Annotated in this window: 15 protein-coding genes; 12 read left to right on the top strand and 3 right to left on the bottom strand. The window is 46.3% G+C overall.

Annotated elements, in window-relative coordinates:
- Window positions 1-160 precede the first annotated feature (160 nt).
- The 7 genes from rlmN (at window position 161) to spoVM (ending at window position 6,342) form a co-directional block, all read left to right on the top strand.
- Window positions 161-1,201 (top strand): 23S rRNA (adenine(2503)-C(2))-methyltransferase RlmN, encoded by a 1,041-nt coding sequence (rlmN, locus tag EC604_RS00995; RefSeq protein ID WP_123062832.1) that lies wholly within the window; start codon window positions 161-163, stop codon window positions 1,199-1,201.
- A 7-nt stretch (window positions 1,202-1,208) separates the two neighbouring features.
- On the top strand, window positions 1,209-1,985 hold the full coding sequence (locus EC604_RS00990; protein ID WP_123062357.1) for a Stp1/IreP family PP2C-type Ser/Thr phosphatase: 777 nt from the start codon (window positions 1,209-1,211) through the stop codon (window positions 1,983-1,985).
- On the top strand, window positions 1,982-4,201 hold the full coding sequence (gene pknB, locus EC604_RS00985) for a Stk1 family PASTA domain-containing Ser/Thr kinase (RefSeq protein WP_123062356.1): 2,220 nt from the start codon (window positions 1,982-1,984) through the stop codon (window positions 4,199-4,201). Before EC604_RS00990 ends, pknB begins: the two co-directional genes overlap by 4 nt.
- 61 nt (window positions 4,202-4,262) lie before the next feature.
- Window positions 4,263-5,180 carry a ribosome small subunit-dependent GTPase A gene (rsgA, locus tag EC604_RS00980; protein ID WP_123062355.1) on the top strand — a complete coding sequence of 306 codons (918 nt, stop codon included), beginning with the start codon at window positions 4,263-4,265 and terminating at the stop codon, window positions 5,178-5,180.
- Between the two features lies 1 nt (window position 5,181).
- Window positions 5,182-5,841: a ribulose-phosphate 3-epimerase gene (gene rpe / locus EC604_RS00975; protein WP_123062354.1), complete on the top strand. Its 660-nt coding sequence runs from the start codon at window positions 5,182-5,184 to the stop codon at window positions 5,839-5,841.
- A gap of 3 nt (window positions 5,842-5,844) precedes the next feature.
- The gene (locus EC604_RS00970) at window positions 5,845-6,096 is read left to right on the top strand and encodes a hypothetical protein (RefSeq protein WP_090923633.1); all 252 of its coding nucleotides are present in this window, start codon (window positions 5,845-5,847) and stop codon (window positions 6,094-6,096) included.
- A gap of 165 nt (window positions 6,097-6,261) precedes the next feature.
- A complete protein-coding gene (gene spoVM / locus EC604_RS00965; RefSeq protein WP_019424875.1) occupies window positions 6,262-6,342 on the top strand; it encodes a stage V sporulation protein SpoVM in 81 nt (26 codons plus the stop codon).
- Between the two features lie 191 nt (window positions 6,343-6,533).
- On the opposite strand, the gene rpmB is transcribed toward spoVM, so the two are convergent.
- Complete coding sequence (rpmB, locus tag EC604_RS00960) at window positions 6,534-6,722, bottom strand: 50S ribosomal protein L28 (protein ID WP_024631107.1); 189 nt, start codon at window positions 6,720-6,722, stop codon at window positions 6,534-6,536.
- 432 nt (window positions 6,723-7,154) lie between these two features.
- Between rpmB and EC604_RS00955 the strand changes: the two genes are divergently transcribed.
- The 5 genes from EC604_RS00955 (at window position 7,155) to EC604_RS00935 (ending at window position 12,745) form a co-directional block, all read left to right on the top strand.
- Window positions 7,155-7,361 carry a hypothetical protein gene (locus EC604_RS00955; protein WP_123062353.1) on the top strand — a complete coding sequence of 69 codons (207 nt, stop codon included), beginning with the start codon at window positions 7,155-7,157 and terminating at the stop codon, window positions 7,359-7,361.
- Window positions 7,358-9,157: a DAK2 domain-containing protein gene (locus EC604_RS00950; protein WP_123062352.1), complete on the top strand. Its 1,800-nt coding sequence runs from the start codon at window positions 7,358-7,360 to the stop codon at window positions 9,155-9,157. Before EC604_RS00955 ends, EC604_RS00950 begins: the two co-directional genes overlap by 4 nt.
- 101 nt (window positions 9,158-9,258) lie before the next feature.
- Window positions 9,259-10,122 (top strand): DegV family protein, encoded by an 864-nt coding sequence (locus EC604_RS00945; RefSeq protein WP_123062351.1) that lies wholly within the window; start codon window positions 9,259-9,261, stop codon window positions 10,120-10,122.
- A gap of 10 nt (window positions 10,123-10,132) precedes the next feature.
- Complete coding sequence (gene recG, locus EC604_RS00940; protein WP_123062350.1) at window positions 10,133-12,178, top strand: ATP-dependent DNA helicase RecG; 2,046 nt, start codon at window positions 10,133-10,135, stop codon at window positions 12,176-12,178.
- Window positions 12,179-12,457: 279 nt separating this feature from the next.
- Window positions 12,458-12,745 (top strand): stage VI sporulation protein F, encoded by a 288-nt coding sequence (locus EC604_RS00935; RefSeq protein ID WP_123062349.1) that lies wholly within the window; start codon window positions 12,458-12,460, stop codon window positions 12,743-12,745.
- A 679-nt stretch (window positions 12,746-13,424) separates the two neighbouring features.
- Here the strand turns inward: EC604_RS00935 and EC604_RS00930 are convergent.
- On the bottom strand, window positions 13,425-15,005 hold the full coding sequence (locus EC604_RS00930; RefSeq protein ID WP_123062348.1) for a response regulator transcription factor: 1,581 nt from the start codon (window positions 15,003-15,005) through the stop codon (window positions 13,425-13,427).
- A gap of 17 nt (window positions 15,006-15,022) precedes the next feature.
- Complete coding sequence (locus EC604_RS00925; RefSeq protein WP_123062347.1) at window positions 15,023-16,819, bottom strand: sensor histidine kinase; 1,797 nt, start codon at window positions 16,817-16,819, stop codon at window positions 15,023-15,025.
- Window positions 16,820-16,914 lie beyond the last annotated feature (95 nt).

The following is a 16,914-nucleotide window of genomic DNA, read 5'->3' as shown; positions in this document are numbered from 1 at the left end:
GGGTGCGATGGTAACAGTGAGATGTTATAATGCATGAAGAACGGCTCTCCAGGGTATACATGGATGTAAAGTGCCGTTTGTGATAGAATAGGACAGTAAAACGATGGAAAGCAAAAGAAATGCAAATGAAAAGAAAAAAGGAATAGGTGTTGAAAACAAAATGAAACCTTTTATATACGATTTTTCCTTGGAGCAACTGCAGCAATGGGCTGTGGAAAACGGGGAACCTGCGTTTCGCGGCGGTCAGATCTTTGACTGGATTTATGTGAAACGTGTTAATGATTTTAGTGAAATGACCAATCTCTCCAAGGCGTTGCGTGAGAAGCTGGCAGAGCAGTTCGAATTCGTAACCCTTAAGGAAATTACGAAGTTTGAGTCCAAGGATGGCACGGTGAAATTCCTCTTTGGTCTGCATGATGATCATGCGATTGAAACGGTTATTATGAAACATAACTACGGGAACAGCATCTGTGTAACAACACAGGTGGGCTGCCGGATCGGTTGTACATTCTGTGCATCTACGCTCGGGGGTCTGAAACGTAACCTGACAGCCGGAGAGATCGTTGCTCAGGTTGTACAGGCTCAGAAAATTTTGGATGAGCGCGGCGAACGGGTCAGCAGCATCGTGATCATGGGTTCGGGTGAACCTTTTGAAAACTATGAAGCAACGATGACGTTCTTGCGGATTATGATTCACGAAAAAGGTCTGAACATTGGTCAGCGCCATATCACTGTGTCTACAAGTGGAATCGTGCCAAACATCTACAAGTTTGCAGATGAAGACACGCAAATCAATCTTGCCATTTCGATTCACGCACCGAATGACGCCCTGCGTTCGAAACTAATGCCGGTGAACCGTCGATTCCCATTTGATGATGTGATGGAGTCTCTCCGCTATTATCTGGCTAAGACAGGCAGAAGAATTACGTTTGAGTACGCATTGATCGGCGGTGTTAATGACCAGCCAGAGCATGCGGCTGAACTGGCAAGTGTGCTCAAAAACATGTTATGCCATGTCAACCTGATCCCGGTTAACCATGTGCCTGAGCGCAAATATGTTAGAACATCAAGAAGTGATATTTTTAACTTCCAGAGAATTCTCTCGGAACAGGGAGTGAATGTAACGATTCGCCGTGAACAGGGACATGATATTGCTGCCGCTTGCGGCCAGCTTCGTGCAAAGCATATGGAGTTGAGGTGAGAGCGTTTTGATCAAAACAGTTCATGTGAGCCATATCGGACGAGTACGTTCGGTGAATGAAGATTCAGCCTGGATTCGGAATCTGGATACAGGATATATTCTGGGAATCGTTGCGGACGGCATGGGTGGACATCTTGCAGGAGATACGGCAAGCCGCCTTGCAGTGGAAACGCTGGTACAGGATCTGGCAACACTTGAGCCAGGTTTGTCCCATGCATCCCTGTCAGCTGCGCTTAGCGATGCGATTCTTCATGCGAATGAAGTCATATTCCGCACCGCATCTACGGACGATAAGTATCATAATATGGGGACGACAGTTGTCGCCGCTCTGTTAAATGATGCGGAAGGTGTGATTGGGCATATCGGAGACAGCCGTGCATACAAAATTGCAGGCAAGGAAGTATTTCAGCTGACCGAAGACCACACACTGGTGAATGAATTGTACAAAAATGGTCAGATTAGCAAGGAGGACGTGTCTCATCATCCACGTCGCAATGTGCTTACCCGTGCACTTGGCACAGATGCTGAAGTGAAGGTGGATATGGACGCTGTGCGATTGGACGAAGGGGAAGTACTGCTTCTCTGCAGTGACGGACTCAGTAACCTGGTCAGCAATGAGCAGATTATTCAGGTTGCAGGTAATCTTGAACTTCCATTGGAAGATCGTGCAGATCGACTGCTACAGCTGGCATTGCTTGCTGGAGGAGACGATAATATCACTCTCGCTTTATTTGAACCTCAGCAGCAAGACGCCCTACAAGCGGAAACGGGGTGTGAGTCATGATTGGGCACCAGCTAGGCGGACGCTATGAAGTCATTGAGCGTGTCGGTGGTGGCGGCATGGCTCTGGTTTACAAAGCTCAAGATTTGCTCTTAAACCGAAATGTAGCAATTAAAGTACTCAGACAACAGTTTGTTCATGATGAAGAGTTTATCCGCCGTTTTCGGAGAGAGGCACAATCAGCGGCATCGTTGTCTCATCCGAATGTAGTCAGCATCTATGATGTGGGTCAGGAAGATGACGTTCATTATATTGTTATGGAATACGTTGAAGGCAAAAATTTAAATGAAATTATTAAGGAACGTGCGCCTTTGCAGGTCGACGAAGCGGTGCACATTGCTTCCCAGATCGCGGATGCACTGGATCACGCGCATCATAATCAGATTATTCACCGGGACATTAAACCGCATAACATATTAATTGGCCGGAATGGCCGTGTAAAAGTAACGGATTTCGGGATCGCTCGTGCTGTTACCTCTACAACGATCACGCAGACTGGCTCTGTTGTGGGTTCAGTGCATTATTTCTCGCCAGAGCATGCCAAGGGTATTGTGACTGGGGAGAAGTCGGACTTATATTCTCTTGGAATTGTACTCTATCAAATGCTTACAGGACAGCTTCCTTTTCTTGGGGAAAGTCCGATTAGTGTAGCCTTGAAACATCTGCAGGAAGAGTTTGATGAACCGCGCAAATTCAATCCGCTCATTCCGCAAAGTGTGGAAAACGTCATTCTGAAATCCATGCGTAAAAATCCGCAGGAGCGATATCAGTCGGCCAAAGAAATGCAGCATGATCTGGAAACATGTCTTATGCCAGAGCGCCGCAATGAGTCCAAGGTGGATTTTCCGGATGAGGATGATATCGATCAGACCCGGGTAATGCCGGCCATCAAACCGGAGCCTCGTGGAATGAAGTCTACTGGAGCGGTGCCTGTGATGGAAACAGATCAGGAACAAAGCGCAGGTAAACCGAAGCAGAAAAACTGGAAAAAACCAACGCTCATTATATCCTTGACTGTTCTTCTTCTGGTCGCCATGGTTGGGGTGGTATGGTATGTCAAAGGAATGCTTGTTGTACCTGAGGTAACGGTGCCTAACGTAGTCAATCAGACAGAAGAAAAAGCCCGCCAAATGCTGGAGGAACAGGGCTTGGTGGTGAGCAACGAAGTCATTCGACAGTACAAAGAAAATGTAGATCCAGGCATTGTCTTTGATCAGAGCAGGAATGAAGGCGATGTGGTCAAAAAAGGCACTGAAGTTCAGCTAAGTGTTGGTATGGAAAAAACAAAAGAAAAAATGATTGATGTTAAAGATATTCCATATACAGAGGCGGTCAAAAAATTGACAGCGCTCGGTCTTAAGGAAGACCAAATCAAGCGTAAGGACGAATTCTCCAATGACGTGAATTCCGGTTCTGTCATTGCTCAAACGCCTGGTGTAAATGAAGAATTTGATCCTGAAACTGTTGAGATTGAGTTAACCGTAAGCAAGGGAACTGAAACGGTTAAAATGCCTGATCTTAAAAACCATACCCGCAGTGAAGCAGAGCAAATGCTGAAAGAAAAAGGACTTGTGCTCGGACAGGTACAGGAAGAGTCCAGTTATACGGTTGAACAGGGCAAAGTAACCCAGCAATGGCCTGTGGAAGCGGGGACGGATGTTAGCCCTGGCGACAAAATTACAATCTTTATCAGCACAGGTTATCCGGATCAGGCATTGGAGTATCCGTTTAACATCAACGTATCACCCAAAGAAGTGGGCAAAAACAGTAAAATCAGGATTACCTATGAAGATGCACGCGGCAAAAATCAGGAGTGGGGCACACGTACGATCAATTCTGCTCAAGTGTTGACGATACCGCTTGTGCTTGCACCAAATGAAAACGGTGCGGTGTCTGTTTATCGTGATGGAAAATTCCTGGATACGTATGTTGTATCTTATAGTGAAGCGAAGAACGGTACGGTTAACGTACCTTCCATTGATCCGGAGCAGAGCACACAAGCTCCACCAGCGAACACCCCTGATCCGGGGAATGGTGACAATGGCAATGGTGATGGTAATGTGGACAATGGCGGGGAAACGGACCCTGGCTCTACTCCCGTTGAGGGGGAAGGAGATAATCAGGAAGGTGACACCTCGGCCATGAAGACGGATAATGGTCCGGGCAAGCATAAAGAGGATAAGAAAAAAGGAGTTATCAACGCATCAGGCCGTCCATAAGGACGGCTTATGCTGGCGTAAGGAAAGAATATAATTTAATCTGAAGGAGGGCGACGGAGCTGTGCCAGAAGGTATCATCGTTAAAGCATTAAGTGGTTACTACTATGTCATGCCAGTGGAAGACAACGGGGTTCCTTCGGTTGAAGGTTCCGCCGTTCAATGCAGAGCCAGAGGCATTTTTCGGAAAAGAGGTACTTCTCCGCTTGTTGGCGATCGTGTGAGTTACATGCTCACGGAGAATGGAGAAGGAACCGTTGATGAGATCCACAAGCGAGAGACCGAGTTAATTCGTCCGCCGGTGGCAAACGTAAGCTTGGCTGTTCTGCTGTTTTCGGTCAAAGAGCCTGATATGAATCTGAATCTGCTGGATAAGTTTCTCGTGCACATCGAGCAGGCTGGACTTGATGCCCTTATCGTGCTGACGAAACAGGATCTGATTGATCCAGAAGCTGAGGACCGTGACATCGTGGCTGAAGTGAAGGCGATGTATGAGCAGATTGGTTATGAGGTAATATCGACCAGTTCTCGAACTGGAGAAGGCAGTGAGTTGCTCAGAGAACGCCTCGCGGGCAAGATCAGCGTATTCTCTGGTCAATCCGGTGTTGGCAAGTCTTCCATGCTAAACGCACTGATGCCAGGACTTACCCTGGAGACGAGTGCAATCAGCATGCGTCTTGGGCGCGGGAAACATACAACCAGACATGTGGAACTCATTCCACTCGATAATGGCGGATTTGTCGCGGATACACCAGGATTCAGCCAGCTGGACTTTTTGGAGATTGGCGTGGAGGAATTATCCACTTGCTTCCGTGAGTTTGCCCAGTTTGCTGACCAGTGCAAGTTCCGTGGATGTACGCATACGCATGAACCAGGCTGCAAGGTGCTGGCGGCCAAGGAGGAAGGTCTGATCTCTGAAAGTCGATATCAGCATTATGAGCAGTTTCTGACTGAAATGAAAGATAAAAAGCGGAGGTATTAATATGATTAAAATTGCCCCATCGATATTATCAGCTGACTTTGCCAAGCTGGGTGCAGAGGTTGCCGAAGCACAAGCGGCAGGTGGAGATTGGATTCATGTTGACGTTATGGACGGGCACTTCGTCCCTAATATTACACTCGGTCCTGCTATTGTAAAGGCCATTGCACCTCATACAACGCTGCCGCTTGACGTTCATCTGATGATTGAGAATCCGGAACGGTACGTGGAAGAGTTCGCTAAAGCCGGCGCAGCGGTGATTACAGTTCATGCTGAGGCGTGCGTGCATCTGCACCGTGTCATTCATCTCATTAAAGAGCAGGGAATTATGGCCGGGGTTGCTCTTAATCCTGGCACTCCAGCAAGTGCCATTCAGGAAGTATTGGATGATGTAGATATGGTTCTTGTCATGACTGTGAATCCTGGTTTTGGCGGACAAGCATTTATTTCCGGTACGATGAACAAAATCAGGCAAATTCGCACATGGCTGAACGAGAGAGGGCGTCATGACGTACATATCGAGGTAGACGGCGGTATTGCTGCAGATACAGCTCCACTCGTTGTGGAAGCAGGCGCCGACGTTCTGGTCGCGGGCAGTGCTGTATTCGGACGAGAAGACCGCGCCGCTGCAATTGCCGAGATTCGTAGCAGTTACGAGGGTTAATTCATGACTTTCAAAGAGACGTTGCTGACAATGGCGGGGAGCATGATTACGGGCCTGGTGCTTGCACTGTTTTCAGTTCTCCAGGCTCCATTCAATGCGCTCACGTCGTTAATTGGGGTTGCTGTAGTTATCATGTATTTCCGAAAGTTTGATCGGAAGGGACATCGGATTACTTTTGTCATTTTCAGCATACTGTATTATCTCATGAGTGTTTTTATGATCGCTGTTTATCAGTACATCCCTACTCAAACGTAAATGGGCTGATCTCAGGCTTGTCATTGTGGAATAGGGACAGCAGGTTCCGCATAAATATGGTTACATGAGCAGGTTTCTCATGTAGCCTTTTTTGTCGTGTTTGGGTGAAAAAGGCCTGAAGCATAGGATACGGCGGATGCATGAGCATGATGGGGAGGGTGAAGTATGAAATTTTACACATTCAAACTGCCGAAGTTTTTGGGAGGGTTTGTAAAGGCGATCCTGAATACGTTTCAAAAGAACTGATCTGATTAACAGCACAGTTAGTCGAATACCGCCGTTTTGGCTCCACGCTCATCTGGAGAACCAGATCTGTATGATGTGCCATGCGGCGGCCATTCCTGTGTGTGGGACATGTGCTTTTTTTGAACACCAAAAAAGCACCTGCAAGGAACAAGGTGCTTTTTGCTTACCCGATTTATAGTAGCTTTGCGTGATTATACGCGAGTCACTTTACCGGCTTTCAGTGCACGGGTGCTTACGTATACACGTTTTGGTTTGCCGTTCACGAGAATACGAACCTTCTGAACGTTTACGCCCCAAGAACGACGGTTACGGTTGTTAGCGTGGGATACGTGGTTACCGGTGCCCGGTTTCTTACCTGTCACATAACATTTGCGAGACATAGATTACACCTCCTATCCTAAAATAACCAGTGCCTTTGGGAGAGACAAACGTCATTCCATAAGGACTTAATTGTTCTTTCCTGATCCTAAAGACCAGGCTTCAGTAGCTAATGGGTTGTTCAAGCCGGCGTGGCCGGATCATTTCCATTACTTAACCTGCATAAAACAATACTTAAATATAATATCATAATCAAAAAAGCTTCGTCAACTGATCCAAAAACTTTATTTATTTCTCTTGTCTAATATAGTACAATGTTGAATAGTCCATAGTACAGCCATGAACAGGCTGTTGCCGCGGGAAGCCGGAGAAAAAACCGTACGTAGAGGTTGGAGGTTTGCTTTTTTGGCAACGCTGTGAGATGCGGCATTCCATCATTGGCACCAGTCTCCATGCGGCATTCATGTCGGCTTCTGATACCGGTGCATATCCCTATGCCCTCACAACGGGTTGCAGAGAATGCAGGAATTGGTAGCCCGGCCGCCCAGACCGTTAATCCGGCTGACATGTTGTATTGTATGCCTGTGCCGGACAAGGTATGGACGAAGAATAACGCAGCCGCGTTAGCGCATGAACAGACCAAATTGATTCTTGGTGCAAGTTGTTCGTGTATCAAGCTAGGAAGGGGAATTCTCACTTGAGTATACGTTCTTTAAATGGAACAGATTTCACCGCAATGGTTCTCGCCGGAGCGGAACAACTAGGGCAGCACGCAGAACATGTCAATTCCCTGAATGTTTTCCCTGTGCCGGATGGTGACACGGGAACAAATATGAATTTGACAATGACTGCTGGTGTTGCAGAGATCAAAAGAAAGAGTTCTGCTTCCATCGGAGAAGCTGCTGCAATATTATCCAAGGGCTTGCTTATGGGTGCGCGCGGAAATTCAGGGGTTATTTTATCCCAGTTGTTCCGTGGATTCAGCCGTTCAGCAGCTCCTTATGAAGAATTGAATACGATTCAATTCGCAGCCGCCCTGCAAAATGGTGTTGACGCAGCATACAAAGCTGTAGTTAAACCTGTGGAGGGAACCATTCTTACCGTAGCGAAAGAAGCGGCTAAACATGCCAGCTACTATGCAAGACGGACGAATGATATCACTGAATTAATGAATGAAGTTCTATTAAAAGCAAAAGAAGCACTGGCGATGACTCCAGAGATGCTGCCTGTTTTAAAGCAGGTTGGTGTGGTGGATTCGGGTGGTCAGGGTCTTGTATATATTTACGAAGGATTTATGGAAGTGCTATTGAAAACGGACGGTAGTTCACTTGTCTCCATGCAAAAGGAGTCTGCTTCTTCAGTAGCGGCAACGGTGAAAACGCCTGCAATAGAACCAGTTGCAACGAAGGCAGCACAGGTAATTACGCCTGAGATGCCCTTATCAGCTCAGGCCAGATTGGAAACAGAAGATATTGAATTCCTGTACGACATGGAGTTTTTCATCAATCGTGAGCTTGGCGAGAATGCAGGAGCAGCATTTGATGAAGAGTTGTTCCGGAAAGCGTTGTCAAAAAATGGAGATTCGATCATCATCATTGCAGACGATGAAGTGATCAAGGTTCATGTGCATTCCAAGACACCTGGTGATGTATTGAATCTGGCTTTGAAATATGGAGAGATTACACAAATTCATATTCTGAATATGCGTGAACAGCACCGGGACCTGCTGAGCGCGGGCATGGATATCGCAGCTTCACCTGATCTCTTTGCTGAAATTCCGCAAGAGAAGACAAGCACATTGGAAGAAGCGGTGCTTCCGGCTGATGAAATGGCACCTTATGGCTTTATTGCGGTTTCTTCCGGTGACGGCATTGCGGAAATTTTCAAAAGTCTGGGTGTAGATGTGGTGATGTCTGGTGGTCAGACGATGAACCCAAGCACAGAAGATTTTGTAAAAGCCGTTCGTTCGATTGCGGCGGATCAAATCTTTATTTTGCCGAATAACTCCAACATCGTGCTTGCAGCAGAACAGGCTCGTGAATTGCTGGAGAATGAGCGCCGGATTACGGTTATTCCAAGCAAGACCATTCCACAAGGGATGGCAGCGGCATTTGCTTTCCAGGAGGATGAGTCTGCAGAAACGAATCGTGAACAGATGCTGGAAGCCATTAGCCGGGTGCAGTCTGGACAAGTGACACATGCCGTTCGGGATACACAGTATGATGAACTGGATATCAAAGCGGGTAATTATATCGGTATTTATAACTCCAAAATTGTTGCGACAGATGAGAGCATGCTTCATGCTTGTGAGGGTCTGCTTGGACAGATGATGGAGAGCGGCGATGAAGTGGTAACGGTTCTTGAAGGAGAAGAGGCTGACGCTGAAATTACGGCTTCTCTTGTATCCTGGTTGGAAGAACAGTATCCTGATGCTGAAGTCGAGGTACATCAGGGAGGACAGCCGGTTTACTATTATCTGTTCTCGGTAGAGTCCTAATTGCGGTTGTTTCACAAGCCAATCACTATCGATTCTAGACGCTGAACGAATGACTTGTTAAACAAGCACGATAGCACTTGATGTGAAGAGGAGGAGAGCCTGTGAGCCACAAGGTTGCGATTGTAACGGACAGTACGGCGGATATTCCTGAGGAACTGGTTCGTAAATACGGTATACATGTGGTTCCCTTGCGTGTGTTGTTCGGGGAAGAAAACTATGCGGATGGAGTGGAGCTGACGTCGGAGCAGTTTTACGACAAGTTAAGGCAGAGCGCAGTCCTGCCTACCACTTCACAGCCTTCTCCTACCGATTTTATGAACGTGTACCAGCGTTTGCTGGACGAAAACCCGGACAGACCTATCGTATCTATACACTTGTCTTCAGGCATGAGTGGTACGTATCAATCGGCGATGCTCGGCAAGTCGCTTCTGGAACGCGAAGCCGATCTTACGGTCATTGATTCAAAATCGGCTTCCTACGGGTATGGTTTAATGGTTGTGCATGCTGCCGAGCTTGCAGAACAAGGCAAGTCTGTAGCGGAGATTGCAGCTGCCGCTCAGGCGATGCAGCAGTCCCGCAAGCTGTTTTTTCTGGTGGATACGCTGGAGTATTTGCAGAAAGGCGGACGGATTGGCAAGGCCTCAGCGATCTTGGGAACGCTGCTAAACATCAAACCGATCCTATCTATCGATGAAGAAGGCGTAATCTACGCCGTAGAGAAAGTCAGAGGTCATAAAAAGGCCATGGCACGTATTATTGAACTGTTTCAGAAGGATCTGGCTGGGAAGCGAGTCAACCTGGCTGTAGGTCATACGGCCGATCCCGCGTCAGCAGTGGCTTGTGCGGAACAGTTGCGAGGTCATTTTACACTGAATGAAGTGATTTATACGAATATCGGTGCCGTTATCGGTAGTCATGTCGGACCCGGTGTTATTGCTATCTTTATGTGGCCTGTTCCGGAATGAGGGATTAGATATGAATTTGGAAGAAATATCAGTCAAGCAAATTAACGGCGTGAGTGCTCTCAAAGAGGGAGAGCTTCACGCCTTTGGCATCTCTAGTGTGAAAGACTTGCTGGAGTATTATCCGTTTCGTTATGAAGATTATCGTCTGCGTTCGCTTAGCGAGGTGAAGGACGGAGACAAAATCACGGTGCAAGGTCAGGTTATGGGTGTTCCAGTGTTGCAACGTTACGGCAAAAAGTCTCGTCTGACTTGCAAGATTATGACGGAAGAGTGGATGATTACGGCAACGTGGTTTAACCGCCATTTTCTCAAAGACCAGCTTACGCCCAACCGGGAAATTGTGCTTACAGGGAAATGGGAACAAAAGCGTATGCAGCTTACCGTATCTGATTCGGAATTTCCGGATAAAGGGGATGGACGTTCAGGTACACTGCAGCCTGTCTATTCCGTCACGGGTAAGGTCACGCAGCAGTGGATGCGTAAGACGATTAATCAGGGATTAGTTCAGTACGGTGAGATGATCCCCGAGATTTTGCCACAAGCATTGATTAAAAAATATAATCTGATGCCACGCAAGCAGGCTATTGCGGGCATTCATCGTCCGCAAGACAATCAGGAAGGTCAGCGGGCCAGACAGCGCATGGTCTATGAGGAGTTGTTTTTGTTCCAACTTAAAATGCAGGCGTTTCGTGCGTTAAATCGAAACCGAATGGATGGCATGGTACATACGACGGACAATACGACGATTCGAGAGTTTGTACGTAGCCTGCCGTTTGAGTTGACGGATGCGCAGAAGAAGGTGGAACTTGAAATATTACATGACATGCGTTCACCCTATGCGATGAATCGATTGCTGCAAGGTGACGTAGGTTCTGGTAAAACGGTGATTGCAGCCATTGCACTTTATACGACGGTGCGCTCCGGTTTTCAAGGAGCACTTATGGTGCCGACTGAGATTCTGGCAGAGCAGCATATGCGCTCTTTGCAGAAGCTGTTTGAGCCTTTTGGCGTGACGGTGGGTCTGCTAACGGGCAGTGTAAACGGGCGCAAACGTAAGGACTTGATCGCCTCATTGCAGATGGGGATGCTGGATATTGTTGTGGGTACACACGCCCTGATTCAGGAAGATGTTTTTTTCCGGGAGCTGGGCCTTGTGGTTACGGACGAGCAGCATCGCTTCGGGGTGAATCAGCGCAGCGTTTTGAGACGTAAAGGCTATAATCCTGACGTATTAACGATGACCGCTACGCCGATTCCCCGGACACTTGCGATTACGGCTTTTGGTGATATCGAGGTATCGACGATATCGGAGCGGCCGAAGGGACGGATTCCGATATCCACGTATTGGGTGAAGCATGACATGATGGAGCGAGTGCTTGGTTTTATTTCGAGAGAGGTAGACCAGGGGCGTCAGGCTTATCTGATTTGCCCGCTGATCGAAGAGTCGGAAAAGCTGGATGTGCAGAATGCGATTGATTTGCATGTGCAGATGCAGCAAAATTTCCCGAAATACAAAGTAGGACTGCTCCATGGGCGAATGACGGCTGCGGAAAAAGAAGAAATGATGCGCGAATTCTACAGCAATGACATTCAGTTGCTGGTGTCTACCACGGTTGTAGAAGTGGGGGTCGATGTGCCTAACGCCACACTGATGGTGATTATGGACGCAGACCGTTTTGGTTTGTCCCAGCTGCATCAGCTCCGGGGTCGCGTTGGACGTGGTGCGCATGCATCCTATTGTGTACTGATCGCTGATCCTAAGACAGAGGTTGGGCAGGAACGGATGAAGGTCATGACCGAAACCGAGGATGGATTCGAGGTATCACGGCGTGATTTGGATCTCCGGGGGCCGGGTGATTTCTTTGGCACCAAACAGAGCGGATTGCCTGAATTCCGACTGGCCGATATGGTGGCGGATTTTGCTGTACTGGAGCAGGCGCGGGATGATGTATCCGCACTGATTGCGGATGCTACGTTCTGGACTTCAGTTGACTATACACCACTACGTGATTTTCTTCAGCAACAGCAGGTGTTCAAGGGCGATCTGATAGATTAAGCGCTGGATGTGGAATGTGGACAAGCAGTTTGGAAGCGTAAGGTTGCGTAATTGAGATACGTGGCCTGAATGCGTAATGAGATGAGTAACCTGAAATCATAACGTGATATCGTAAAGTGAAGCGTAAAGTAAATGCTAAACCTGAATGTGTTACTTCAAAGCTTAATTTAGATGTACTAGATTTGTTTGAAAGCATGTTTTGTAAAAAGTGACAAGTGACCAAGCCCTCCCGACATATGAATAAGAAGTGAGTTCATTTTTTGGGAGGTGCTGTACGTTTTGGGTTACCAACAATATGGAATCAGTCCGCAGCTGGTCGAGCGGATCAAACTAAAGATGAAAAATCCTGCGGTCAAAGAGCGGATTAAAAAGCTGATTGATGGCGTGACCAAGGCAGATTTGCAGGATAAGGCGAAGGTCCGCAGGCTGATCAAATCGTCGGCAGTCATTATGAATGAGAACTTCTCACCTGCACAGGAAGAGCAGTTTGTCAATTTTGTCATCGCGCAGAAGATTGATCCGAACAATACGTTCCATTTGATTAAGCTGTGGGGCATGTTCAGGTAAAGTTGAATGTGATGGTGTTACTTCAAAAAAGACGGGGGTTTACATGGGGCATTCCGAGTGCAGTACCATCTTCCGAGTGCTGTTATCCCCGAATTTTTTGTGAATTACCCTCTATAAGGGTGAAATCCGGTGATAAAGGCGAACGCTCCACTTCTTTAGGCTATTTCTGTCCTCTCGGTTAATGTGTAAACGAACATTCTTTTGAAAGGCTACTTTACATTCAAGTGGAATGGTCATGTAAAGAGTAATGTAAAGAAGGGTGTTTCATCAGTCATGTGTGACTTGATGAAATGCCTTTTTTTGAATTTTGACAGAGGGTAACCTTTGCTTTCCTCCAATTGGAAAGGGAGACTGCAACATCAAGTAAAGTAGACATAACGTCACAGTACCTGATGCGAGATGTGTGACGGTTATCGGGCTCTGTTATTTTTAGATAGAATGTGGAGGAAGTTAGATTGGAAATGTTTAAGATGCTGAGAGGGCACAAGGGAGCTTGGTTTTTCTAACGATCACCAGAGACGCTATTTAGGGTATATCACACCTTTTCATTTTCTAACGATCACAGGAGAGCTTATTTGAGTCGTATGCGCTAAAATGCACTTGTTTCTTCTGTTTTTCCTACAATAAGCTCTCTGGTGATCGTTACAATTTCAGAAGACTCTATTTAGCCCAAATAAGCTTATCTGAGATCGTTAGAATTTGGAGTGGTTCTAACTTTGTACTGTTTCCGGAATTCCTCGGGTGTCAGTCCGGTCACTTTTTTGAATACGCGGAAGAAGTATTTTGGATTATCGTAACCGAGCTGCTTGGCAATACGATAGACTTTATCCTCGGTCAAGGTTAAGGCGCGCTTTGCTTGCTCGATACGCAGGCGGTTAACGTAATCTGTGAAGTTCTCGCCGTGTTTTTCTTTAAACAGATAGCTGAGATAGCTTGGATTGAGGTAAAAAAGGGAGGAGACCCATTCCAGCGTTAAATTTTTGGCATAATGAATATCGATATATTTCCTGACGTTGTCGATAACCTGATCGGATCGATAAGGATTATATTCTTGAAGCAGTAGTGCTGTCCCTGTCAACACCTTGTCCATATACTGACGAATGGATTCCATATCAAATGAAATGTCAAGCACGGCTTCGAGACTGGAGGAAGCATTTCCGTTGCCGCTGCTACCGCTTTGCAAATAATGTTGCAACAATCGTTTCGTTTCAGCCACGATGTCCCGGCATTGCTCTTTCAAGTGTGCAAGTAATGCATCAGGCTGCTGGAGAAAGAAAGCAAAGAAATCAGCGATTAACTCCTGAACTTTGGATACACTACCGCTTTCAATGGAAAACAGCAATTCATGCGACCGGTTCCAGCGCAAGGAAGACAACGTGCTGTTCTCCTCTGTATAGGTGTAACACTTACCGAAATCGGTAATGGAACGTTGATCGAGAGCCAGAATGCTTTGATGGTGAGCATCACGAATACGACTTACATTGGATAGAGGAAGACTGATTCCGATACAACATTCGGTTGTTGTTGTTTCTGCAAGGATACGCTCCGTATATAGGACGGCATGTTTCTGCAGTTCAGTAACTGTGCCAGCCTGATTATACATCATCAGAAAAACAAGTTGTTCTGATTGGGGATGCGGGATATAGAGACTTTGCGGAAAAGAAGGAAGATGCTCTACGATGCAGGGTTTAGGACTATAGATCATCATAAACAGGAGTAGCTCGGCTTCCAGAAGGACCGCGAATTCGCGGGAACGGAATACAGGGCGCTTCGCGGGCAGATGTGGACTCAGCACAACATGGAGAAAAGTTTGCTGGTCAGCATCGATTTTCATTTGTTCTGTCTCTACAGTCAGTTGAACAACCTCTTGTTTCAGCGAGCGCTCCTGTTCAAGTGTTAGAATCGCTTGTTGCAAGGCACGTTGAACTTCGTCCCGGCTAAATGGTTTAAGCAGGTAGTTGACTACCTTGGCCGAGATGGCCTCCTGCATATAATCAAAATCAGTATGGCCACTAATCACAATCAGTTTGATATGAGGAAAACGCTGACTCACCGTTCGAATCAACCATTGCCCATCCATCTCGGGCATACGCATATCGGTGAAGACAATATCAGGACTAGAGGATTCGATCAATTCCAATGCATCGGCTCCATTGTCAGCTTCACCAAGCAGCGTCAACTTATGCTCCGATGCCTCCAGTTTTTTTAACAGACCTTTACGAATCAAATGTTCGTCATCCACAACGATAAACGTATACATAGCGTTCACCTCTACTCTCAAAGACTTGGAATCTCTACGATAATTCGGGTTCCTCGATCAACCTCACTGTGAAAAGTCAACCCGTACCCGTCTCCATAATACAGAACAATTCGTGAATGTACGTTTTTGATGCCAATGCTCTGCTTGAGCCTTTGACCGACAGAAATGAATTCCGGCGGCTGTGATAGCATCTGCCTCAGCTCATCTGCCTGTTCGGGTGGAATGCCTACGCCGTCATCGCATACTTCAAAGATGATTCGTTCATCTTGAACTTTGCCGGTAATCAAAATTGTGCCGTTGCCACGTTTGTTCTCCAGGCCGTGATAAATTGCATTTTCCACGAGCGGTTGCAACAGCAGTTTCAACATATAGCGGTTTTGGATCTTAGGCTCTACGTAAAGCTCAAAGTTGATTTTATCACCATACCTGATTTGCTGGATGGCCATATAATTTTCAACATGTTGCAGCTCTTCGTTGATGGTGACGCGCTCACTATCTGTTTTGATGCTGTAGCGGAACATATCGCCGAGTGACTTGGTCATAACGACAATGCTTTCGACCTCTTCAATCTCTGCAATACTGTTGATTGACTCCAGAGTATTGTATAAGAAGTGAGAATTGATCTGTGCTTCGAGTGCTTTCATCTGTGAATCGAGTGTCAGGATTTTATTTTGATAGCTCTCTCGAATATGGGTATCAATATCCTTCATCATTTTATTGAATTCATGATAGAGGATTCCGATTTCATCCACATGTTTGCTTTTTTGCGGTCTGATTTTCACAAACTGATGTGATTTGGTCTTACGCATCATTTTGGTTAATTCAATGATTGGCTTGGTAATCAGATTGGACAAGAAAAAGGATAATAGCAGAAAGATGAGAGCACAGCTTACAGCAACATACAAAAATAGCTTTTGTGAGATGTTGTACTGCTCGTAGAGTCGTTCAAGAGAAATGTTGGCAATCACATTCCAGTTATGTCCAGGCACCTTTTGCATAACGGTCATGATCTTATCCTGAATAGTTTTATACTGTGAGCTACTGTTCACTTGCTCCATTGCCGCATTAAAGCTGGCAGGAAGCGGGTGGCCGATCTGATCTCTTTCCGTGGAGTAGAGTATTTTTCCCTGATCGTCAGCCAAGTACAGGTTGGATAGACTAGGCGCAGGATTGCGTTTCAGTCCATCAAAAATGTTCATACCGCAATCCAGCATGAATACGCCGAGAAACTCATGATTGTTCGGATCGTAAAGGGCTCTGGAGAAACTGATCGACTGCTTAGCATTTATAATATAAGGTTTAACGCCCACCTCACCAACATATAAATCGCCTTTGCGCTGAATGGTGTCGAGATACCATTGATCCTGAAGAGCAACGTAGTCTAAACGCAGATCTGTGCCACTGCTTCCATAACTAATCCATTTTCCATCCGGTGTGAAGAGATACAGACCATTAATGTAATTGTATCCGAGCAAAATGTTTTCAAAGATCAGCTTGAGCTTGCTGCGTATCATAAAAATTTCGTACTGATCATTCGTATTTTTAAGCTTCGTTAATTCATCACTAACCGTGCTGTAAGCGGTTGCATTAGAAGACTGCTGAAGAAGAGTGACCGAAATTCGATCAATATTTTGCAAAATCTCTTCCATGCTCTTGACCGAATTGCCAATCGTTGTGGATGTGATCAGTGAAGTCTGCTCATTCACCAGCTTCGTATAACTTCGATAGGAACTCAGGGATACAACGATAATAGGTATGATCGACACAAGAACGAGGATCAGAAATAGTTTAGTTTTGATGTTGAACAGAATCATACGTGCTCCCCCTGCGAATGTCAATTCTAAAAATAGTGCACCACACAAGCTAAAGTAAATGTACTGATGAAGGCCGTATGATGAAAATGTGCACA

This window comes from Paenibacillus amylolyticus, assembly GCF_003719335.1.
Classification (GTDB): domain Bacteria; phylum Bacillota; class Bacilli; order Paenibacillales; family Paenibacillaceae; genus Paenibacillus; species Paenibacillus amylolyticus_D.
Note: the sequence above shows the minus strand (reverse complement) of the source record. Positions and strands in the feature narration are given on the sequence as shown.